Origin of the sequence: Chitinophaga sp. Hz27 (assembly GCF_042263525.1) — a bacterium.
Classification (GTDB): domain Bacteria; phylum Bacteroidota; class Bacteroidia; order Chitinophagales; family Chitinophagaceae; genus Chitinophaga.
This window is the reverse complement of sequence record NZ_JBHKFJ010000002.1, coordinates 556,864-579,871: the sequence shown is the minus strand read 5'-3', so window position 1 is coordinate 579,871 and position 23,008 is coordinate 556,864. Positions and strand designations below refer to the sequence as shown.

Annotated in this window: 20 protein-coding genes; 18 read left to right on the top strand and 2 right to left on the bottom strand. The window is 43.2% G+C overall.

The genetic code is table 11. The features are described 5' to 3' along the window. Window positions 1-10 precede the first annotated feature (10 nt). The 10 genes from ACE38W_RS06250 (at window position 11) to ACE38W_RS06205 (ending at window position 12,340) form a co-directional block, all read left to right on the top strand. The gene (locus tag ACE38W_RS06250) at window positions 11-514 is read left to right on the top strand and encodes a hypothetical protein (protein WP_375829536.1); all 504 of its coding nucleotides are present in this window, start codon (window positions 11-13) and stop codon (window positions 512-514) included. Window positions 515-695: 181 nt separating this feature from the next. Continuing rightward, entirely contained in the window at window positions 696-2,105 is a 1,410-nt protein-coding gene (miaB, locus tag ACE38W_RS06245) for a tRNA (N6-isopentenyl adenosine(37)-C2)-methylthiotransferase MiaB (RefSeq protein WP_375829534.1), read from the top strand. Between the two features lie 59 nt (window positions 2,106-2,164). Next, window positions 2,165-3,409: a sigma-54 interaction domain-containing protein gene (locus tag ACE38W_RS06240; RefSeq protein ID WP_375829533.1), complete on the top strand. Its 1,245-nt coding sequence runs from the start codon at window positions 2,165-2,167 to the stop codon at window positions 3,407-3,409. A gap of 33 nt (window positions 3,410-3,442) precedes the next feature. Then, complete coding sequence (locus ACE38W_RS06235; RefSeq protein WP_375829532.1) at window positions 3,443-3,964, top strand: LptE family protein; 522 nt, start codon at window positions 3,443-3,445, stop codon at window positions 3,962-3,964. A 56-nt stretch (window positions 3,965-4,020) separates the two neighbouring features. Further along, the gene (locus ACE38W_RS06230) at window positions 4,021-5,388 is read left to right on the top strand and encodes a hypothetical protein (protein WP_375829531.1); all 1,368 of its coding nucleotides are present in this window, start codon (window positions 4,021-4,023) and stop codon (window positions 5,386-5,388) included. An 8-nt stretch (window positions 5,389-5,396) separates the two neighbouring features. Next, window positions 5,397-5,762, top strand: coding sequence for a preprotein translocase subunit SecG (gene secG / locus ACE38W_RS06225; protein ID WP_375829530.1), 366 nt, complete (start codon window positions 5,397-5,399; stop codon window positions 5,760-5,762). 70 nt (window positions 5,763-5,832) lie between these two features. Further along, window positions 5,833-6,882, top strand: coding sequence for an endolytic transglycosylase MltG (mltG, locus tag ACE38W_RS06220; RefSeq protein ID WP_375829529.1), 1,050 nt, complete (start codon window positions 5,833-5,835; stop codon window positions 6,880-6,882). 30 nt (window positions 6,883-6,912) lie between these two features. Further along, window positions 6,913-7,884, top strand: coding sequence for a YihY/virulence factor BrkB family protein (locus ACE38W_RS06215; protein ID WP_375829527.1), 972 nt, complete (start codon window positions 6,913-6,915; stop codon window positions 7,882-7,884). 181 nt (window positions 7,885-8,065) lie between these two features. Further along, window positions 8,066-11,557 carry a M43 family zinc metalloprotease gene (locus tag ACE38W_RS06210; RefSeq protein ID WP_375829526.1) on the top strand — a complete coding sequence of 1,164 codons (3,492 nt, stop codon included), beginning with the start codon at window positions 8,066-8,068 and terminating at the stop codon, window positions 11,555-11,557. A 174-nt stretch (window positions 11,558-11,731) separates the two neighbouring features. Next, window positions 11,732-12,340 (top strand): redoxin family protein, encoded by a 609-nt coding sequence (locus ACE38W_RS06205; protein ID WP_375829525.1) that lies wholly within the window; start codon window positions 11,732-11,734, stop codon window positions 12,338-12,340. A gap of 183 nt (window positions 12,341-12,523) precedes the next feature. Here ACE38W_RS06205 and ACE38W_RS06200 read toward each other — a convergent pair whose 3' ends face one another. Beyond that, window positions 12,524-15,046 (bottom strand): M14 family metallopeptidase, encoded by a 2,523-nt coding sequence (locus ACE38W_RS06200; protein WP_375829523.1) that lies wholly within the window; start codon window positions 15,044-15,046, stop codon window positions 12,524-12,526. An 80-nt stretch (window positions 15,047-15,126) separates the two neighbouring features. Here ACE38W_RS06200 and ggt point away from each other — a divergent pair, with 80 nt between their 5' ends. From ggt to ACE38W_RS06180, 4 genes are read left to right on the top strand one after another with little or no spacing between them, the layout of a single operon-like run. Beyond that, window positions 15,127-16,830, top strand: a complete 1,704-nt coding sequence (gene ggt, locus ACE38W_RS06195; RefSeq protein ID WP_375829521.1) for a gamma-glutamyltransferase — start codon at window positions 15,127-15,129, stop codon at window positions 16,828-16,830. A gap of 10 nt (window positions 16,831-16,840) precedes the next feature. Beyond that, window positions 16,841-17,371, top strand: a complete 531-nt coding sequence (locus ACE38W_RS06190; RefSeq protein ID WP_375829519.1) for a DUF1572 family protein — start codon at window positions 16,841-16,843, stop codon at window positions 17,369-17,371. A gap of 1 nt (window position 17,372) precedes the next feature. Then, the gene (locus tag ACE38W_RS06185) at window positions 17,373-17,804 is read left to right on the top strand and encodes a hypothetical protein (RefSeq protein WP_375829518.1); all 432 of its coding nucleotides are present in this window, start codon (window positions 17,373-17,375) and stop codon (window positions 17,802-17,804) included. An 18-nt stretch (window positions 17,805-17,822) separates the two neighbouring features. Next, complete coding sequence (locus ACE38W_RS06180) at window positions 17,823-18,875, top strand: aminotransferase class I/II-fold pyridoxal phosphate-dependent enzyme (RefSeq protein WP_375829517.1); 1,053 nt, start codon at window positions 17,823-17,825, stop codon at window positions 18,873-18,875. On the opposite strand, the gene ACE38W_RS06175 is transcribed toward ACE38W_RS06180, so the two are convergent. Further along, window positions 18,869-19,198, bottom strand: coding sequence for a winged helix-turn-helix transcriptional regulator (locus ACE38W_RS06175; RefSeq protein WP_375829516.1), 330 nt, complete (start codon window positions 19,196-19,198; stop codon window positions 18,869-18,871). The genes ACE38W_RS06180 and ACE38W_RS06175 overlap by 7 nt on opposite strands. A gap of 163 nt (window positions 19,199-19,361) precedes the next feature. Between ACE38W_RS06175 and ACE38W_RS06170 the strand changes: the two genes are divergently transcribed. The 4 genes from ACE38W_RS06170 (at window position 19,362) to ACE38W_RS06155 (ending at window position 22,881) form a co-directional block, all read left to right on the top strand. After that, window positions 19,362-20,204 (top strand): alpha/beta hydrolase, encoded by an 843-nt coding sequence (locus tag ACE38W_RS06170; protein WP_375829515.1) that lies wholly within the window; start codon window positions 19,362-19,364, stop codon window positions 20,202-20,204. A 146-nt stretch (window positions 20,205-20,350) separates the two neighbouring features. Beyond that, window positions 20,351-21,088 carry a hypothetical protein gene (locus tag ACE38W_RS06165; RefSeq protein WP_375829513.1) on the top strand — a complete coding sequence of 246 codons (738 nt, stop codon included), beginning with the start codon at window positions 20,351-20,353 and terminating at the stop codon, window positions 21,086-21,088. Window positions 21,089-21,390: 302 nt separating this feature from the next. Further along, window positions 21,391-22,113 (top strand): hypothetical protein, encoded by a 723-nt coding sequence (locus tag ACE38W_RS06160; RefSeq protein ID WP_375829511.1) that lies wholly within the window; start codon window positions 21,391-21,393, stop codon window positions 22,111-22,113. A gap of 24 nt (window positions 22,114-22,137) precedes the next feature. After that, the gene (locus ACE38W_RS06155) at window positions 22,138-22,881 is read left to right on the top strand and encodes a hypothetical protein (protein WP_375829510.1); all 744 of its coding nucleotides are present in this window, start codon (window positions 22,138-22,140) and stop codon (window positions 22,879-22,881) included. Window positions 22,882-23,008 lie beyond the last annotated feature (127 nt).

The window sequence follows — 23,008 nt, the reverse complement described above, 5'->3', positions numbered from 1 at the left end:
ATTTTGCAGTATGATGAACAAGATTAATTTCCCTGAAGGATTTTCTCCAGCTTCCAGGGTTTGGATATACCAGAGTAACCGACCATTCAACGAAAGGGAAGTATTGGAGATCAACGAACAACTGGAACAGTTTACCAGCCAGTGGAACGCTCATGGCGATCCAGTGAAGGGCTGGGGCCGTGTGATCATGGACCAGGTCATCGTGATAATTGCCGATGAAAGCGAGGTTACTGTTAGCGGATGCAGCACCGACAGCTCTGTTCGTGTTATCAAAAGCCTGGAAAGACAGTATGAAGTCAATCTCTTTGACCGTTTGCTGTTAGGCTTTGTGGTGAAGGAAAAAGTACAGCTGTTGCCAATGGCACAGATACCTTATGCCCTTGAAAAAGGATATATTGATGAGAACACGCTTTACCTGAACAATACGGTGCTCACCAAAGCCGACCTCGATAGTAAGTGGCTTATTCCACTGAAAAACAGCTGGTTAGCTTCCCGTGTAGGGATTACCGCGTAAGATGATCTTCTAAAGATTTTTTTTAGAGACTGGTTTGCAAAAGCCAGTCTCTTTTTATTGCCAATATTTTTAAGAAAATCAATCGTCTTATTCCATCATTAACTCAATAGTAATCTAATGACAATATGTCATTTTTCGCGTTTTATTCCTTATGTTTGCCGTCTTAAATTTGAGAAAAGGAATGCTGGATCAGATCACAAAAGAACACGACGAAGCTCGCCAGGGAGAAGCATTCTCCCCTGTTGCCAACCAACCTAATACATATAATAAAAAATTTTATATAGAAAGCTATGGCTGTGCGATGAATTTCAATGACAGCGAGATTGTAGCGTCCATACTCAATGAAGAAGGTTATGGTCCCACCCGTAATATGGAAGAGGCCGACCTTATCCTGGTAAACACCTGTTCTATCCGTGAAAAAGCGGAACAGACTGTTCGTAACCGACTTAAAGAATATCGTTTTCACAAGAAAAAGAATCCCGGCATGCTGATAGGGGTGTTAGGCTGTATGGCTGAACGTCTGAAAGCTAAACTGCTGGAAGAAGAACACCTGGTAGACCTGGTGATTGGGCCAGATGCATATCGCAGTTTGCCGGCCCTCATTGCGGAAGCGGAAGGCGGACAGAAGTCAGTGAATGTATTGTTGAGCCGCGAAGAAACTTATGGTGATATCAGTCCTGTCAGACTTGATAACAATGGAGTGACCTCCTTTGTGTCTATCATGCGTGGCTGTAATAATATGTGTACCTTCTGTGTAGTTCCGTTTACCCGTGGCCGTGAGAGAAGCCGTGATGCATACAGCATCGTGCGTGAAGCGCGTGAGCTGTTCGACAACGGCTACCGTGAGGTAACACTGCTGGGACAGAACGTTGACTCCTACTACTGGACCAACGATTCCGGCGAAGAAACCGTGACTTTTGCTCAGTTGCTGGAGAGAGTAGCACAGATAGATCCTTTGCTGCGCGTGCGTTTCAGCACATCTCACCCTAAAGACATTACAGACGAGGTATTGCATACAATCGCAAAATATGAGAACGTCTGCAATTACATACATCTGCCGGTACAAAGCGGCAGCACACGTATCTTACAGCTGATGAACCGTACGTATACCCGTGAATGGTATATGAAGAAGGTAGAACGAATCCGTGAAATACTGCCTGATTGTGGCATTTCTACTGATATTATCACTGGCTTCTGTACAGAAACAGAGGAAGAACATAAAGAAACGATGGACATGATGGAATTTGTCCGTTATGACCTGGCTTATATGTACTTCTATTCCGAGCGTCCGGGAACACTGGCTGCGCGCCGCTATCAGGACGATATTCCGGAAGAAGTAAAGAAAAGAAGACTGGCGGAGGTAGTAGGATTATTCCGCAGGCATTCCCTTGAAAGTATGCAACGCGACCTTGGCCGTACCTATAGGGTACTGGTAGAGGGTACTTCCAAACGCTCAGACGAAGAGCTCTATGGCCGTAATGACCAGAACAAAGTAATCGTCTTTCCTAAAGAAAACTTTAAGAAAGGTGATTACGTTATGGTAAAAATAGAAAGCTGCACCAGCGGCACCCTGAGAGGTGTGGCAGTGTAAGCACTGATTTTATTACGTCCGGGCGTATTTTAAACAATCCAAAAGAGGCTTAATCAGATATGGATATACAGGCGATAAAAAACAGATTCGGCATTATAGGTAACAGCCCTGCGCTGAACTACGCGCTCCAGGTGGCAGTACAAGTGGCCAACACTGATCTCACCGTGTTGATCAATGGAGAAAGCGGCGTTGGTAAGGAAGTATTTTCTCAGATCATCCATGCATTAAGTGCACGTAAACATAATCCGTTCATTGCGGTAAACTGTGGTGCAATCCCGGAAGGGACCATCGATTCAGAGCTTTTCGGCCATGAAAAAGGATCTTTTACCGGCGCCGTAGATAACCGTAAAGGTTACTTTGAAACCGTAAACGGTGGTACCATATTTCTGGACGAAATCGGCGAAATGCCACTGGGAACACAGGCCCGCCTCCTGCGTGTTTTAGAAACCGGCGAATATATCCGCGTAGGTTCTTCCAAAGTGCAGAAAACCGATGTACGCGTAATTGCAGCCACCAACAGAGACCTGCTCGAACGCACCCAACAAGGAAAATTCAGAGAAGACCTTTACTACAGGCTCAACACCGTACCTATCCGGGTACCGGCACTGCGCGACAGAAAAGAAGATATCCCACTGTTGTTCCGCAAATTTTCTGTGGACTTCTCCGAGAAATATAAAACACCTTCCATCCAACTGGAAGATGAAGCACGTAATATTCTTGTCAATTACCCATGGAGAGGTAATGTAAGAGAACTCAAAAATATTGCTGAACAGATATCTGTATTATCTACCGATAAACTGGTAACAGCAAATGACCTGAAACGCTTCCTCCCGGAACAACCGGAAATCAACAGACTCCCAATGCTGGCAACACCGCAACAGCAACAGTCTGGAGGCGATTTCGCCAGTGAAAGGGATATCCTCTATAAACTCTTTTTTGATATGAAAAAAGATGTGACAGAGGTGAAGAAAATGTTTTTTGATATTCTGCAAAATCCAAATGTGGCGCATAACCACGACTACCATCCTGCAGATAATCATGTGTTGCATAGCTACCCTGCCACGACGGATATTACGCCACAAGCGCCGGTTATCAATAATCCACAGCCCATCATTATACAGGACAATAAGATAGATCATCACGAAGAAGTGGAAGAAACACTTTCTATTGCCGATAAAGAAAAAGAGCTGATCGTAAAAGCCTTGAAAAAACATAAAGGCAAACGTAAAGATGCCGCTTTAGACCTGGGTATTTCCGAAAGGACCCTATACAGGAAACTGAAAGAATATAATATCGCAGAATAGGCAGATATTCAATAGCCAATAACTAATTATTTCATGAGGAAACTATTTCCATTATTATTCGTTGTTGCCATTGCTACTATATTTAACGGTTGCAGTGTATCGTATACTTCGTCTGGTGCAAGTATCGATAAAGACGCAAAAACAGTAAATGTGCGCTTCTTTGAAAACAGGGCGCCACTCAATAACCCAACGCTGGGTCAGCGACTGACACAAAAACTGCGTGACAAAATTCAGTCACAGACGAAACTGGTGCAAGTAAGCGAAACCGAACCACGCGCGGATTATGAATTCAGGGCACAAATCACCAGCTATGTATTTTCCAATGCCGCTGTTACCGATGTTGATAAATCATCCCGTTCAAGGCTTACCGTAACCGTGAACGTACAATTTATTAAACGTATCAACGATAAGAAAGGATTTACACAATCGTTTACCCGCAGCGCCGACTTCCCTGCTTCTGCACTCGCCAGCAGCGTGGAAAATGGACTGTTAGATAACGATATCATTCCAAACATTACTGACGATATATTCAATCGCGCCTTCGCCAACTGGTAATAGAGATTTCCGTATATAAATTTATACATTTCGGAATTTTATTATATTAGCAGCTTATGACGCCAAACAGGATCATCGAACAAATCTTTCATGTACCTGACTTACACCAGGTAGAGGAAGCAGCCTTACAGAAGCTGGTAACGGAACATCCATATTTTTCCACTGCCAGGGTTTTGCTGGCAAAGAAAGATTATAGTCGCTACAGCAACCTTGGAAGTCAGGCCGTGAAAACGGGAAGTCTTTATAGTCAACCTGCTCACCATTACTATCATTTTATTACTGCATCGCCGGTATTAACAGAGATAGAAGAGCGGATACCGGCCATTTTGCCAGACTATGATATGCGTGTTCCTGTTGCTGCACCTGCGCAGGAAACGCCTGTGGAAACAGCTGTTGCTAATGTTCCTGATGAAGATCCTGTTGTTGCGCTGAGCGAATCAGTGGCATTACCACCAGAAGTTCCTACTGCGGCTCCATCAGAACCGCTGGCAGATGAATTGAATGTGAGTCTTACGCCTGCTGCACCAGCAGCGGAAATCACCGAAGCACATTATCCGAAAGTGCATGTAGTAATGCCTGGTGCTAATACCACAGGTATACAGCAGGTAGATTTAATACAAGCCAATATAGCAGCGGAAGAAGCAGTCGCCTCTCCATTGCCGGATTACATAGGCAGCGAGGTACAGGCAGCACCAGTAGCAACAATTATGGACGCTGCCGCCACTAATGCGCCATCCGAAGAAGAGCAGCTGACTATCGAAAATAGCGCAGCTACCGAAACTGCAGCAACAGCAGACATGGAAGCCACTTATTCAGAAGAAAACGTGGTTACAACAGAACAACATACAGTGCCAGCAGCAGTGACGGAAATATCCGACACTCCGGTGAATGCGCCTGAGGCAGAAACGGCAGTCGAAGGTTTAGCGCATACATCGGGGGAAACCGAGCCGATTAGAATTTTTCCTTTGGAATTACCTACAGAAGAAGCAACAGAACTCGTATTTCAGCCATTATTTACAGATGATTATTTCGCATATAAGCGCCTGAAAGATCCTGGAGAAGCAGATGAGTTGAGTATTCAGGGAGAAGCAGAAATGAAAAGCTTTACTTCCTGGTTACGTCTTATTAAAGACAATTTTACTGGTAAAAACAGTAAAGACTGGTACCACCAGCAGTTACATAAGATCTATGATGAAGAAGATGAACCAGAAATCTCCGCCACAGTGGAGAAGATGGCGATGAATTCCATCATTATCAACAATGATATTGTTTCTGAAACATTGGCCGAAATATGGGTAAGGCAGCAGCAGTATCAGAATGCCATTCAGATATATAAAAAATTAAGTTTGCTTAATCCCGACAAAAACGCTTATTTTGCGCAAAAGATAAAAGAATTAAAGTCACTAACTGACAAAAATAAATAGTAGTTTCTATGCTGATAGTTTTTGGTATCCTTATCATCCTGGCCTGTGTGTTATTAGGTCTCTTCGTTCTGATCCAGAACCCTAAAGGTGGTGGTTTATCCGGTTCTTTTGGAGGTATTGGTAATCAGGTGATTGGCGTACGTCAGACTACGGATGTGCTCGAAAAAGGTACCTGGGTCCTGGCGGCAATCATCGCAGTACTCTGCCTGACTTCTCCGCTCTTTATTGGTAAAACTTCTACCGCTGCAAGAATGGAAAAAAGTGCGTTAGAAAAATCCATGGGTAACCAGCCAGCACCTGTTCAACAGGCTCCTGCGCCTGCTCAGGCTCCACAGGGTACTCCTGCGCCTGCGCCTACCACTCCTTCTAAATAATATTATTTATAAGTAATATAACAGTAAACCTCGCCGTTAAAAGCGAGGTTTTTTGTTACCACTACTATCTATGGCAAAAAAGAAGCAATCTGGAAAAACCTCCGGCCTTACCAGGCGAATCCTGTTAATTGCAGGCTGCCTTATCGCCGGCATTCTCGTCTATGTCAGCTACCGCGTCTTTGGCCCTAATACAAAAGCGTTTGGCGACAACAAGTATTTTTATGTTCGTACCGGCAGCACCTATAAAGATGTGCTGCAAGGCCTGCAAGACCAGGGTATCGTCCGCAATACCAGCAGCTTTAACTGGCTGGCAAAAGAGCTGGGATATCCTTCCCGCGTAAAAGCCGGTAGGTATAAGATCGCCAGAGGTATGAGCAATTTTGAAATCGTAAAACTGCTGCGCTCCGGTAAACAGGCACCTGTAACGCTGGTGATTAATAAGCTGCGTACCAAAGACGATTTCGTAAGGAAAATCTCCAACAACCTCGAAGCCGACTCCAATGCATTACGCGCTATCCTCCGCGACCAGGTCTATCTCCGCCAGTTTGGCCTCGACACCAACACCGTGATGTGTGCCGTAGTACCCAACTCCTACGAGTTTTACTGGAATACCAATGCGGAAACCGTTTTCAAAAAACTGGAAAAAGAAAGAGAAGAATTTTGGACAGATGAAAGAAAAGCCAAAGCAGAAAAACTAGGCCTCACACCTGTACAAATCACAATTGTAGCCTCTATTGTAGAAGAAGAGACTAACAAGAACGATGAGAAACCTCTCATTTCCAGTGTATATATCAACAGACTTCGCAAAGGCATGCGCCTTCAGGCCGATCCTACTGTCAAATTCGCATTACAGGACTTTGGCTTGAAACGTATACTTGAAAAGCATACGCTGTTTGATTCTCCATACAATACCTATCACTACTCAGGATTGCCTCCAGGCCCTATCTGTACGCCATCCGAAAAATCTATTAATGCGGTATTGAACACACCAGATACAGATTATCTTTATTTTTGCGCCAGAGCCGATTTTTCGGGTTACCATGCTTTTGCAGCCACTTATGCAGAACATCTGGAAAACGCGCGAAAATATCAGGCAGAACTCAATAAAAGAGGATATTAATCGATTCATTCATCATACAACAATACTATTTTGGCATTTAAACCTGAAAACCTCATCTTCAGATCTTCCCCTTACAAAAAGCTGGTTAACCGCACAAAAACGCTTATTCTACCCGGCTTTGAAGGCATGCCATTGTATGATGTACTAAAATATTTCGGCCAGGAAGTTAAAAACAGAGGCCTCGGCGACAGAGCCAGGGCCATCTCTTTTAACTTCCTGCTGGCCGTACCACCTTTCTTTATCTTCCTTTTCACATTGGTGCCCTACATACCTATGAAGAACATAGAGCCTACGCTGTATGATCTTGCACAGGACCTTACGCCCAATTATAATACCTACATGATCGTCAGAGAAATGATCCACGACTTCCTCCATACGCAACGTAATGGATTGTTGTCTGTAGCCTTCCTGATGGGTTTCTTCTATTCTTCTAATGGAGTAATGGGTATTTTGCGCTCCTTCAATAAAATGGAGCGTAGCGGCTTCCGTAAACGTAAATGGTGGCAGACCAGGCTTATCGCCTTACAGCTCACAGGTATCGTAGTATTTATCCTGCTGTTGACGGTAGTTCTCACTATTATTCAGGGCTCTATTTTACGCAGCACCTTCAACTGGCTGGGTATCCATAATACATTTATTCGTGGCCTCGCGGAATATGCCAGGTGGCTGATCATCATCATGTTGTTCTATTCTGTAAATGCGGTATTATACCGTTTTGGACCAGCAACGCTGAAGCGCTGGAGATTTTTTACTGCCGGCGCCACAGTAGCCACTGTAGGCATGATCCTGGTAACCGTGGGCTTCTCCTACTTCGTGAATAATTTTAGCAACTATAACAAAATCTATGGCTCCATTGGTACCATCCTGGTACTCATGCTCTGGGTATTCTTTAACTCCTTCTTTCTACTGGTAGGCTTTGAACTGAATGCCAGTATCCATCACATCAGCGATGAAAAACGCTTGAACCGCCCAGAACAGGCCCATCCGGCAGTAGCCAGATAAGGCAAGCATCTCCCTATATTAAATCTATTTAAACAGATATTATTTTTTCTGCAAGTGTTGCCCTACATTTGTAAAAATCTTGTCGAGAGATTAACCGGGGAGCTGCTATTATTTCCATATCCTGACCACTAACCAGGTCATTGCCAGTTGTCCTATTGGTTAATCTCGCCAACTCTGAACTATGCGTATTCCGAATGAAAAGCTGGCATGTATGGCACGCTGCCTGATACTGCTGTTATGTCTTATCCTTCCCTTAGTGAGCAAAGCCCAACAACCTCCCGTTACCTTACCGGTTGTGGTCCACATCATCTCTGACAATCCACAGAGCATCACAGATGCGATGATCATACAGGGCATCAAAGAACTAAATGAAGCATATAGTGCAACTGGCGCATTTACAGGAGGACGCACTAATACTGGCATACAATTCTGCCTGGCACATACTGCGCCTGATGGTAGCAGTACCACAGGAATAACGCGTGTAAAATCATACCTCACGGACTTTGATGATGACCTGGAAGCAGATCGTATTACTAAGCTTGGCCGCTGGGATGCCAGCAGGTATATCAACATCTGGCTGGTGAGTGATATCAAGTCAGAATTCATGCAATTATTTGAGTGTGGTCAATGGACAAGATTAAAAAAAGGCGGCTATGCGGGGCCTGGTGGCGATGTAGTTGTATCCTCCATGGGAGCGGGAATTCTGGCGCATGAAATGGGACATTACCTCAACCTCCTGCATACCTTTGGTAACATGGACTGTAAAAATGACGACTGTACTATAGATGGCGACCAGGTTTGCGATACTCCTCCTGATAAAACTATTACTGGTGGCTACACTTGTAGCAATCCACCTAACTCTTGCAGTACCGACACCCTTTCCGGTTTTGGTACCGATGTACCAGATCTTCCCGATAACTTCATGGACTATGGCAATGGCACCGGGTGTATACTTGGCTTTACACAAGGACAGGCAAACAGAATGCATGCATTCATAAACAGCAGCCTGACCGGAATGATCAACAGCACGTTATGTAATGATCCATGTGCTGGTGGCGTGGTAGCGGCATTTACCAGAGATAAGGATTATCCACTTCTTGGCGATAATGTCAGCTTCACCAATACCAGCGTGGGCAGCGCTTCCTGGCAGTGGCTAGTTGACAATGTTCCCGTTTCTACGGCTGCCAATTATGTACTAAATGTAACGGATAAACGTAATTACTATGTAACGTTGAAAGCTACTTCCGGCGGTTGTAGCACACTATATACCGACGTGGTAGAAGTGAGTTGCGGCGTGGTAGCCAGGTTTACCCCAAGTAAAAGAAAAATTGCATCCAAAACCAGTGAAGAAACAGATCAGATAACATTTACCAACAGGTCAAGAAATGCAACTTCGTACAAATGGTATATGAGTAGCGACAGCGGGATGCCCGAGCAGATAATTTCTACCGATCAGGATTTCACATATACTTTCCCGGAGCCAGGCATTTATGATGTATGGCTGATAGCCACAGATGGGCATTGCACGGATACTACGAAAACCTTGCATGTAACAGTTGATGATCCGACACCGGACGTAGCTGTTTATGTTACCAAAGTAGAATGCTATCAGCAGGACCAACTGAAAGTATCTTTTTTCCTGCATAATTTCGGGTACAAAACCATCAGCAAAGGTATGCCTATTGCGTTTTATGATAGGAAACCTACTGATCCCGGAGCCATACAACTGGGCAGCTTATACTTAATGCCAGGTGATCTTACAGGCAAATGCAGTACCCCGCTTTATACAACCACTGTCAATGCCGGAATCGCCGGATTAGATAGCATCGTGGTGGTGGCAGCAGATAATGGCAGTACCAGTCCTTTAGTGTTGCCCAATACCGGATTAACAGAACAGAAGTACACCAATAACATTGCTACCTTCAAAAATATTCGCTTTAAACCAGTACTGGATGCTGCGGACGTATTTGTCAAACCATTGGCCAACATAGATCTTACCGCTCATACAATACATGGTACTGCCAGCAGCATGAAGTGGATACCAACGGATAACCTGAGTTGCGATAACTGCAGCACGACTACTTTTACGGCGCCATACAGACAGGATACTGTAACCATCCGACAAGTAATTGCTTTCAGTAACCAAGGTTGCTATGATACCGCTACTGCAACTATTCATATTCCCGTCGCGGATGATTATACTGCTAAAATAGATCAACTGACATGTGCCAGCAACAATAGGCTGCACGTACGTTTCACAATCTGTAATAATTTCATTCAGGGAACTGTGCCAGCAGGATTAGTCATTCGCTTTTATGATGCAGATCCTGATCTCGGCCTTGCACATCAGCTGGGCAATGATTTCACCACTACAAATTTCAGCACCACGGCATGTAATACTTACGAACACTTTATCAGCAATGCTGCTACAGGTAAAGTTTTCGTGAAGATAAGCACGGACAGGTTATTGAAATATCCTGTAGCATCAGGATTAGAAGAAACAGATTACGATAATAATACTGGCAATACAGATTACACACCTCCGGTGCTAAATCTGATGCCTGCTGATACTACAGTATTCAGGAAAGATCAATTCCCTTTATATTTCAACACAACATTAGATCTTCCTTATAATATTGCATGGTCGCAGGCGCCTGCCTATACACTGACTTGCAATAGCTGTGCAACGCCGCTAGCTGCTATGAAAGATAGTGATCTTATTCATGTTGCGTTAACGAACCAGTATGGATGTGTCTTGAGAGATACTGCCAACATACATATTTTCCCTCCAGACTTTATTGTTGAATTACAGGATGCACAATGCTTTGATGATTCGAGGATAATAGTGAGTTTTAAAATTTGTATGCACAATGGATATGACAGTGTTTTTGCTAAACTGCCGGTTGCATTTTATGATGCCGGAACTGGTAAGCTTTTAGGAAATGTTTTTTACACCATGTCTCGTCAGGCAGGCAACTGTTATGTGTATACACACCTGCTTCCCAAGCCGCAAAATGGCACAAAAGTAGTAGCTGTTGTAAATAATAATGTGCAGATAAATGAATCCGGAATTCCGGAAACAGTTTTTAAAGAAACTGATTACAACAACAATTCAGCTAATACACTTTATATTCCATTTAGTGTAAAGGTGACACCATCGATTAGCGATGTATTACGTCCGGCGCAGGTGCCATTGGTTACCACTGTTACCGGCGGCACACCATTCTCCTATAGCTGGACGCCTGCAGAAGGTTTGTCTTGCACCACTTGTCCGCAACCAACAGCTACGATTAAATCATCCTTGAGTTATCAGGTGGCGGTGCAAAATGCTTATTACTGTATAGCCACTGCTGCAACGGCTTTCCAGTCATCGATTCTTGAAAGAACCAGTATGCCGACAGCGTTTACGCCTAATGGAGATGGGCAAAATGACATCTTCTATGTGATTGGTTCCAGAGATATTGTGATGGTAAAAAGTTTCAACATTTTTAACCGTATGGGCAACAAAGTATTTGAGGCCAGCAACACACCAGCCAATGATAAAGCCTATGGTTGGAATGGTATGGTAAATGGTCGTCAGGCGAATATGGACAGCTATGTATACTTTGCATTGCTGACTTTTACAGATGGTACAACACAGTTAATAAAGGGATCTTTCGTGTTATTGCGATAAAAGACAACTTGAAATATATATTTTTACATAGCGGTAAGCAGGATTCATATTGTAAATCAATCATTGTTTTCTAATTGCCGGCACTGTGGATATTTATCTGCAGATTTTAACCTATCTTTCTGTTAATAATTGTCACCGTTTAACACCTTTTGTTGGACCTGAAAATAATTTTTTATGTTTAAGTCCGCCCTGTATTTATCTCTATGTACTGTCATTCTTACCTCATTCCGATCTGGCCGTGATGCCAATCTGGATCTGGGGGCGCCGATTCCTAAAGCGGAACTGCGGCTAACCGATATTTCGGGTAAAGAAATTTCATTAAATGCGGCGAAAAGCAGTAACGGGTTACTGGTAATTTTTGTAGCCAACCAATGTCCGTATATGCTACGCAATAAAGAACGCCTGCAAACAGTTTGCGCTTTTGCACAAAAGAATAATGTTGGTGTAGTCATGGTTAATTCTAATGAGGCCAACAGGGCTGAAAGTGAATCACTGGCTGCCATGAAAAACTATGCTGGGCAACACCAGTTTTCCTGGTATTATCTACTGGATAAAAATGCAGAACTGGCAGATGCTTTTGATGCCAATCACACCCCTGAATGCTTTCTCTTTGATAAAGCCGGTAAACTGGTGTATAAAGGAGGAGTAGATGATAGTCCGGGTAATGCTGATGCCGTTAAAGCACATTTGTTGCGCAATGCCATGAATGATATGCTGGCGGGAAAAGCAGTGAGTATTGCTTCTTCAGCTGCGCTGGGCTGTAATATCAAGCGTAAGTTATAAAATAAGTTTTTGTTAGAAAGATATTTGAGGCGCCTATCTGGCGCCTTTTGTTTTTTATGCAGATGTTTATGTTTTGCTGTTAGCACTTTTTTCAACCATGTCTTCGGCATGGTTGAAAAAAGTTTGGGGATTTTCGCGCCACTTCGTAGCGCGAAAATCCCCAAACCCTGTGTTATATCTTTCTTATTCTCCTACAAAGAAAACTGCGTTGGAAAACAACAACTTCCCATTCTCCCAGAAGCTTCTGAATAAAGGGTTATCTGCTAAAATCACAATACTGCCACTACCCATTTCCTTTACACCAAATACCAGTCCATCTACTAATTGTTTGCGTGTTTCAGTACCGACAAAACCACTGAGATAATTATCTCTTTTCAGGGCGCCTACGTTCCAGCCGTCGCCCTGGAAGAAATCATAGATTTTATTATCCTGCTTCAAGGTATAATACCTGGAAGGAAATCCGAACGCCAGTGGATGTGTGGTATCCAGGTCTACGCGGTAAATGGCGCCAGGAATGAACTGCTTTACGCTTTCTCTTTCACGGTTAGCATAAGCCTTCAGCTCTTCATAGTTTTTGGATTTATCGGCAGAAAAGTCTGCTTTTTCTTCACTTTTCTTTAGCTGAATGCCCCAATCTGGTGTTGCTAACTGACTGGCAGCATTTTCCAATGCGATCAGTTTTCCGCCTTTCTTAACCCAGCTCCGAAGCGATTCTGCAGCTGTTTTATCATTCAGCAGCGAATAGTATCCATCAGGTAAAATCAATACATCGATATCCTGCCAATTGACATCATTCACATTTCGTTCATTCACCAACGTTATAGGATAATCCAGTTGCTGTTCAAAGAAATGCCATACTTCACCTACTCCCAACGAGGAGGTGTTATCGCCTACCAGCATCATTACGCGTGGCGGTTTGATATAGCGGATCTTATCAGAACCGAAGTCGGTGCCCTTGTCTACAAATCCTGTACTCACTGCATCCAGCGCGATTCGGAAATGATTAGCTTCTGAAGTGACGTAGTTATCAAAATCCAAAGCAGCATTACCGTTGCCATTGCGTGTAATGATCAGGGTGCCTGCAGGGAAATCTTTACCAGTGGCAGTAAAGCTGGTTTCGCTGAATCTTACTTTTATATTATGCTGTAGTAAGGCAGATAAAAACTTCGCATCACGCACACTATTCCACTGCGCTAAATAAGCATATGGTTTTTGTGCTGCCAGCGGCTTATTATTCTTTACTGTGGGCGAATCGTTTGCTGGTGTAAGTGTTTGTTTCACTGCATAGGAAGGAAGGCCATATGCATAAGGTAATGCCCACGCAGTAATATCATAGGTAACAGAATCGGTGAGATGAGAAACTGGCTCAAACAATACACGTAGCAAGGTGGAATGCGGCTGGTATGCGCTGATTACTACATCTTCTTTATCGATGGTAAAGTTCTCATTTTTACCATTGAAATAATTGAAACCATTGGCAGCGCCTACTGTGGCGCCATAGCCGAATACGATATTGTTCTTTTTCAAAAGATCTGTCAGACTGTTTAGCTTTTCCGTATTTCCTGCTGCTTTTACCACATAGGCTTTGTAAGTGCCCTGTGGGTTTGTTTTAGCATCCTGGTAAAAGCGTTTATACTCGCTTAGTATCCTTGCAGATTGTGCTGCCGCTACTTCAATGGTAGACATCCCTGTTGTAAAATGATGCGCGATTCTGTCGCTCAGCGTGAGCGTATCGCCATCGTTTTTCAATACGGCCACGCCTGCGCGGCCGCTACCACCCTGTTCATAGGTCATGCCGATAGCTCCATTGTACATGGGGTAGGTATCTCCATAACTAGGATAAAACAGGTCAAAACGTTCTTTGGTAAAATATAGCCATCCTTCCTGATCGAAATATTTAGCATTATTTTTTCCGATCATTACCTGTAGTTCTCTTTGCCATGGCGTGATTACATCATGGAATGGTTCCGCTGCCGGTGCAAAATAATAAGGTGCTTCAATCTCTTGTTCATGAAAATCTACATGCAGCTGCGGCATCCATTGATTGTAGGCAGCCAGTCGCTGCTGCGATTCCTGTTGCGTTTGCCATGCCCAGTCGCGGTTCAGGTCAAAATAATAGTGATTGGGTCTTCCGCCAGGCCATGGTTCATTATGTTCCCTGGAATATCGTTCTACATTAGGTTTGCGGTTCCTGTTGGCGTTGTAGAAATTAACGTATCTATCGTGGCCGTCAGGGTTCAGGCAAGGATCCATGATCACCACTACGTTGTGTAACCACTGCTGCGTTTGTGCGTTAGCGTTATTTACCAGTTCATATAATGTTTTCATGGAAGCCTCCGTGGAAACAGCTTCATTCCCATGCACATTATAGCTTAACCATACGATCACCGGCTGGGTAACCACTGTAGTAGTTTTTCCTTTGGAGATATCTACGCTTTGCTGGCGTATCTGGTCTAGTTTTTCAAAATTTTCAGGGGCGGTAATGACTGCGATAAATAGCTGCCGGCCTTCGTAGGTAGTACCATACTGTTCCAGCTTCATATTTTTGACGTTGGCCGCCACTGTTTTAAAATATTCTGCTACCCGGTACTGTGGTGTAAACCGGGAGCCTAGCGGGTAACCCAGAAATGCTTCGGGAGTGGGCACCTGGGCAATGGCAGGCAAAACACTGCATATCATCACTACCAGCAAAATGTATTTACGCATAGAAAAAGGAATAAAATATCAGGTAAAGTAGCGTAATTTCATGAAATTCGCCTCTAATACTAAATTAAAGAGATTTTTCGATGCGTTTTCTGCTTATGTTCAGCGTCGCCATTGGCGGCATGCTCTCCGCCTGTGCCCAGCAAGGGAATGGTATACACCCATATAATTACACTATTACCAAGAATATAGCGGTGCCTAAAGGCGCGGTAGTATCCGCACATCCGCTGGCCAGCGAGGCAGGCACCTATATCCTGCAGCAAGGCGGTAATGCGGTGGATGCAGTAATTGCCACACAGTTGGCCTTAGCCGTGGTATATCCCGGCGCTGGTAATATCGGCGGTGGCGGATTCCTGGTCGCGCATCTCAAAAACGGTAAAAATATCGCCATCGATTATAGGGAAATGGCTCCTGCAAAAGCCAGCAGAGACATGTATCTCGACAGCGCCGGCAACGCCATCACCAAACTCAGTTTGGATGGTCACCTGGCCGCAGGCGTGCCTGGCACCATTGCCGGATTGTTTGCCTCTATGAAATACGCACGTCTTCCCTTTGCCAAACTGATAGCCCCAGCCATCCAGCTGGCAGAACAAGGGTTTGTCATTTCTGCACAGGAAGCAAAAAACCTGAATGATACCAAAGAAGAATTTCTACAACTCAATACCGCTCCTACAGCCTTTGTAAAAGATCAGCCCTGGAAAGAAGGTGATACCTTATTCCAGCCCGAGCTGGCGCATACGTTGAAATTGATCCGTGATAAAGGCATGGCAGGCTTCTACGAAGGTGAAACTGCCGCCAATATCGTTGCGGAGATGCAGCGCGGCCACGGCATCATGACACTGGCCGATCTCAAAAACTATAAAGCCAAAGAAAGATCAGCGCTTACTTTTAACTACAAAGGACAAACGATCGTTACAATGCCATTGCCATCTTCCGGAGGCATTTGCCTGGAGCAAATGATGATGATGGTAGAAAAATTCCCAATCGCCAGCTGGGGATTCCAGTCGCCACAGGCCATGCAACTGATGATAGAAGCGGAAAGACGCGCCTATGCTGACAGAGCAGCCTTCCTCGGCGACCCCGACTTTGTAAAAGTTCCAGTAGCTCAGCTGCTGAATAAAAAATATATCGCCACGCGCATGGCTGATTATGTGCCGATGAAAGCTGGCAATAGCGATAGCACAAAAGCCGGCCTGTTCAAAGAAAGCGAGCAAACTACCCATATCAGTATCATGGATGCGGAAGGCAATGCGGTTGCAGTAACCACTACGCTTAATGGACATTATGGCTCCCGCACCGTTGTCGGTAAATCAGGATTTTTGTTGAATAATGAAATGGACGACTTCTCTGTAAAACCCGGCGTACCTAATATGTACGGCCTTGTAGGAACAGAAGCCAATGCCATCGTGCCGGGCAAACGTATGCTCAGCTCCATGACGCCCACCATTGTGTTGAAAAATAACCAGGCCGTATATACGCTTGGCACACCAGGTGGCTCTACTATCATCACCTCTGTGTTCCAGACGTTGATGAATACTATGGAGTTTAATCTTAGCCCAGATGATGCGGTGAACAAACCTAAATTCCATCACCAATGGCTGCCAGATGTGGTATACGTAGAACGAGGATTCCCGGAAGAAGGAATCAAAGCACTGGAAGGTATGGGGTATAAAGTTACTGTACGCGGCCCTATTGGCCGTACAGAGCTGATCAAAAAATCTGCAATTACTAAAAAACTGGAAGCAGCCGCCGATAAACGTGGTGACGACAGCGCTGCCGGTTACTAAAAATAATATTATGTCTATCGGTACTATCTATCTGGAAAGCATTCAAAAACGCTTCCTGACACACAAAAACCTGGGCGACAAAACCCTTGCCAGACTTGATAACAAACAGCTACATTGGCAGCCCGAAGGAGAACCAAATAGCATCGCAATTATCATCAAGCACCTTCATGGTAATATGATATCAAGATGGACAGACTTCCTCACCACCGACGGAGAAAAGCCTGGCCGCCACCGTGATGCGGAGTTTGAAAATGACGCATATTCTAAAGAAGAGCTGATCACCTTGTGGGAAGCTGGCTGGAAATGCCTGCTGGACACACTGGCGGGGCTCACAGAGGCCGACCTGGAAAAAACAGTGTATATCCGTCAGGAACCACATAGCGTTATTGATGCTATTAATCGTCAGCTGGCGCATATCCCCTATCACGTAGGACAAATCGTTTGGATAGGCAAGGCCTTGCTGCAGGATCAATGGGAAAGCCTGTCTATACCAAAAGGAAAATCTGAAGACTTTAACAACACTAAGTACGGTAAACGTTAGTATGAAAACAGCTTTAAATTTTCGTATATTGATTGCCGTTATATCCGTCGTGATACTACAAGCCTGCAATACCGGAAAAACGAATGACTTACTCCTTCACAAAAAGTGGAGAGTATATGATGTGAAGGTCCCTAAAAATGATCCTTACAATCTGACCCAGGTAACGCAAGCCAAAGATCTGAAAAATGGATACTACAGTAATGTATACTATCAATTCCTGGACAACAACGTATTTGTAGCCACCATCGATAATAAACCCGATTCTGGCAAATACCAGATTCTTAGCAATGGTAAAATGATTTCGGTAACGGCCTCCAATGGCGACCGCAAACAAGAGAACCTGGTAACAGTAGAGCAATTGGATGACACCCATTTTGATATGAAGGTGGTATCTGGTGATTATCACTTTATACTTTGCACCAGGAAGGAGTAGTAATTAAAACTACGAACTATGATGCATACTGCGCATACTCCAGGAAGAACAGTGCTGATGGAGGATCGTCAATGCCTGTTTTTTTCAGGCTTTTCTTATCTTGGCCTGCATCAGCATCCTACCTTTAAATCCTTTATGTTAGAAGGTATAGAGCAATATGGTACCCTATTTCCTTCTTCCAGGGTTAGCAACTTACGTTTAGGGCTGTACGAAGAAATTGAATATGCGCTGGCCGCACAGCTGGAGCAGCAGGCTGCAGTAGTTTTCAGCTCCGGCTACCTTTCAGGGCAGGCCGCTATTCATTATGCAACCACTTGCGGAGAGCTGCTTTATGCGCCTGGCGCGCATCCTGCCATCTGGCACCATACACCTGCGCTGCCAGTAGTATCCAGAGTGGAGTGGGAACAACAAACCATCTCTCAGGTAAATAATCACCCAGACAATACTTATGTAATTGTCAGCGATACTGTAAATCCAATTACTGGCACCGTTTTTAATTTCGACTGGCTGCAACAGCTTCGCAGCAAGGTGTTGGTAATATTGGACGATTCTCATGGCATAGGCATACTAGGACCACAAGGAAAAGGAAGTATACACCAGGTGCCAGGAACAGATTATGTACGCTATCTTGTTACTGCTTCGTTGGCAAAGGCTTATAGTGTAGAAGGCGGCGTAGTAGCCGGATCAGCAGCAGATATTGCAGGCTTGAAGCGTACACCTTATTTCACCGGCAGCACGCCTATGATGCCTGCCAACGCCCATGCATGGCTCCAGGCCACCTCATTGATCCAGCAACAGCAACACCAGCTTAAAAAAAATATACAGACAGCAACACATTACCTGCAGGATATCCCGCATGATCATCATCCCGAATTAGCCATCTTTATTTTCCCGCAATATGATAACAGGCCTTCACTGGCAACTTATCTGGCAGACAAGGACCTGATCATTTCCAGCTTTCCTTATCCCCTGCCGCATCATCCGCCGGTGCACAGAGCGATTATTTCAGCACTACATCAACAAAAAGATATAGAGGTATTATACCAATTCCTGCACAGTTACTATCACTGATTATCTTTCAGGCTTTGATGGTATAACCCCCAACTTCTCAGCTCTTCTATCATTGGCTTGATCGAAGTGCCTACTTCTGTTAGTCGGTACTCCACCGTAACAGGAACCGTTGCAAATACTTTTCGCGCTATCAATCCATCTTCCTCCAGGCTTCTCAGCTGGGTAGTGAGCATTTTTGGCGTGATGCCGCCCAGCATTCTTTCCAGTTCCTTGAACCTTACCACCTCGTTTGTAGTCAGGGCATTAATAATAGGTAGCTTCCATTTTCCACCTAAAAGGTCAACAGAATATTCAACCGGACAAATTATTTTATTTTTTTTCATTGCTAAAAGTTAGGCTACTAAAAAAAGTATACAAAAGTATACTAATATACTTTGTATATACTACTTTCAAAAGTATACTTTTGGATTTACATTTGCATTGTAGAATTAGAAACGCAGGAAAAAATAACTGCTATTAACCTTAACCGACTTAAACTCAAATACAATGATTACCCAAACTATAATTGCTAACGAAGAAATGACCCTTGTAAAAAATGATAGAGCATTTTTTGAAACCCTTGGTCAAAATTATCCAGTTCACCCTCAGGTAACCGTTACAGAAACCAGCGTTGCCAATGTAAAGAGCTTCTGGTTTAAACCTAAAAATGAAAAAGGAAATAACCTCGTTATATACTTGCATGGTGGTGGATTTATGATGGGAAATATCAATTCCCACAAAGCGATGGTCAGCCATTTCGCTAACGCGCTCGGATCTACGATTCTTTTTGTGGAATATTCTCTTGCGCCGGAACATCCATTCCCTACTGCTAAAAACGAAGTATTAGCAGTGTATGAGGAACTCCTGGAACGCTTTCCAGAACACAGGATCAGTTTTATTGGCGACAGTGCTGGCGGAGGTCTGACGGTTACCACCATATATGATATAATCCAGGCACAGTTAAAGCTACCTGCCACCGTTTCTTTAATCTCTCCATGGTTGAATATGAAAGCTAACACAGAGGCCTACAAGACAAGAAAAGAACTCGACCCGATCATCAATGAGAAAGAAGTACGCAGATATATTAATTACTATGCTGCCGAAGCCGGTAGTCTGGCTGATCCTGATGAAATGGACTTTGATAAGTTCCCTCCTGTTTTCTTGCTGGTAGGTACCAACGAAATTCTATTTGATGACGCAAAGAATTTCTATGCGTATATCAAAACAGTGCAGCCCAAAGCCCAGTTTAAAGAATATGAAAACCAGCTGCACGTATGGCCGCTGGCAGATATTAACAGTGAGAAAGCAAAAGCAGCGCTGCAAGACATTGTTACATTTGTAAATAACTAATGCCAACCATGTTTTTGCATAATATTTCGTTTGAACTTTTTTGCTAAATTTGAAACCGCTCATAGCAATGGCTTTATTAGAACAAGCCACAAAAGCCGTTCATGCCAAAATTCAAACAGCAACATTTTTCAAACATAACTTCATCTATGCAAAATTCAGACAATTCCTTAAAGCGTAAGTACAATTTCTTATTCTACTATACCATTATAAGCTCTTCGCTCTTTTTAATCTTTATTCTTTCTTCCTTCGTTGGGAAAGATAAAAATTTAACCGCTGATGAAATTACCGTAAAAAGAGTAACGGTAGTTGGTGAAGATGGTCTGCCAAGAGTGGTTATCAGCAATGAAACCAGGCAACATTCAGGAAGAATGGATGGCAAAGATTACCCTAAAAGAGAAAGACCTGCTGGTATGATTTTCTTCAATAACCAGGGAGATGAATGTGGCGGATTGGTATATGCTGTATCAAAAGAAAAAAACAGTACCAACTCAGGTATGTCATTTACCATGGACAACCATCGTGATGACCAGGTTATCCAGATACTGAATGATGAAACCTACGAAAATGGTAAAGCAAGAATCCAACGTGGTATCACCATCAATGAATATCCGGTAGGTTCCAGCATTGAAGAAAGAAATGCAAAACTAAAAGCACTGGAAAGCATCGCAGATCCTAAAGAAAGAGATGCAAAAATGGAAGAAGTGTATGATAGAGAAGGATCTAAAAAAAGATTATTTATCGGTAGAAGCAGAAATAATGACAATGGTTTATTCATCTACGATTCAAAAGGGAAACCTAAAATGAAACTCTATGTCGATAAAAATGGCAATCCTAAAATTGAAGTAGTAGACTCCACCGGACAAACAAAAAATATTATCCAGTAAGTTTATATTTCAAGCTTATATAAAAGGCTGTATCAGCAATTATTCACTGCTGATACAGCCTTTCCTCATCTTAAACAATCAGTGTTACAACAAGCGTATAGCCGTTACTGATAGTATCATCAAACTTCTTTTTTCTTCAAAAATTTATTCTGATTTTTATTTGCTAATTTCGAATAGTGCTTTGTAGCAATGGCAAATAAATTATCTATGCCCACATGCTATCCCCAATCCGATTACGCCCAAATCAACCCATATATAAATTAAAAACATCACCATCATTTATGCAAACCTCAGACAATTCAATGAAACGTAAGTTCAACTTTGTTTTCTATTATGCCATTATCAGCACATCCGTTTTTTTGCTGTTCCTACTTTCTTCTTTTGTGTCAAAAGACAAAACCTTAACCGCCGACGAGATTACTGTGAAAAGAATTACGGTAGTCGGAGAAGATGGCACTACGCCAAGAGTGGTGATCAGCAACGAAACCCGGCAGCACCCCGGAAGAATAGACGGTAAAGATATACCAAAAAGACAAAGAGATGCCGGCATGATTTTCTTTAATAACCAAGGCGATGAATGCGGCGGACTGTGTTTTGGCGCAAATAAAGAAAAGAATACCCTGGAACATGCCGTATACATGACAATGGACAATCACCGCAACGACCAGGTTATCATGCTTCAAAATGATGAAACCTACGAAAACGGCAAGCAGCAAATCTATAGAGGTCTTCAGATCAATGAATACCCTGCTGGTGCAATGCCACTCATGGAACTGGTGGCAAAGGAAAAAGAACTTGATAGCATTAAAGATGCAAAAGTTAGAGAAGCAGCACTCAATGCTGTCCTGGAAAACCATGGCCCTAAAAAGAGACTGTTTATTGGAAGAAATTATAATAATGATAATGGACTTTTCCTCTATGATTCCAAAGGAAATCCCAAAATGAAACTCTATGTTGATAAAGACGGCAACCCAAAAATTGAAGTAGTAGATGCCAGCGGAAAAGCCAAAAATATCATTCAATAATCAATTAAACTCCCTGCTATACATATGCAAACATCAGACGCTTCAATGAAACGTAAGTTCAACTTTGTTTTCTATTATGCTATTATCAGTACATCCGTTTTTTTGCTGTTTATCCTTTCTTCTTTTGTATTAAAAGATAAAACCTTAACCGCGGATGAAATTACGGTGAAAAGAATAATGGTTGTCGGAGAAGATGGTACTACGCCAAGAGTGGTGATCAGCAACGAAACCAGGCAACATTCAGGAAGACTTGATGGTAAAGATATGCCGCCAAGACAAAGAGATGCTGGTATAATTTTCTTTAACAATACCGGCGAAGAATGCGGTGGTCTGTGCTTTGGTGTAAAAAAAGAAGATAACACCCTCTATCACGGTGTATACATGACCATGGATAACTATCGTAACGATCAGGTTATCTTTATTCAGAATAGTGAAACCTATCGCAACGGCGAACGTGAAATCTCGAGAGGTATTAACATCAATGAATACCCTGCTGGCGCCCTGCCACTCGGTGCTGCTATTGAAAAACTTAAACAAATTGATAGCATCAAAGATCCAAAAGAAAAAGAGGCGCAATTCAACGCTTTCATTGAAAAAGACGGCCCTAGAAGAAGACTGTTCTTAGGAAGAACCGAAAATAACAACAACGGACTATTTCTTACTGATTCAAATGGTCATCCGAAACTGGATCTATATGTAGATAAAAATGGTAATCCGAGAATTGATGTGATTGACTCCACAGGACATAGAAAAAATATTCTCCACTAAGGTCAGGCCTGCACTTGATAAGAGGCTGCATCAAAACTCGTTTTTTGAGGCAGCCTCTTTTTCTTTATATTTATTGAATGGTACGATATATGTGTATTCGTAACCGTTAACAAAGGGTGTTTGTAAT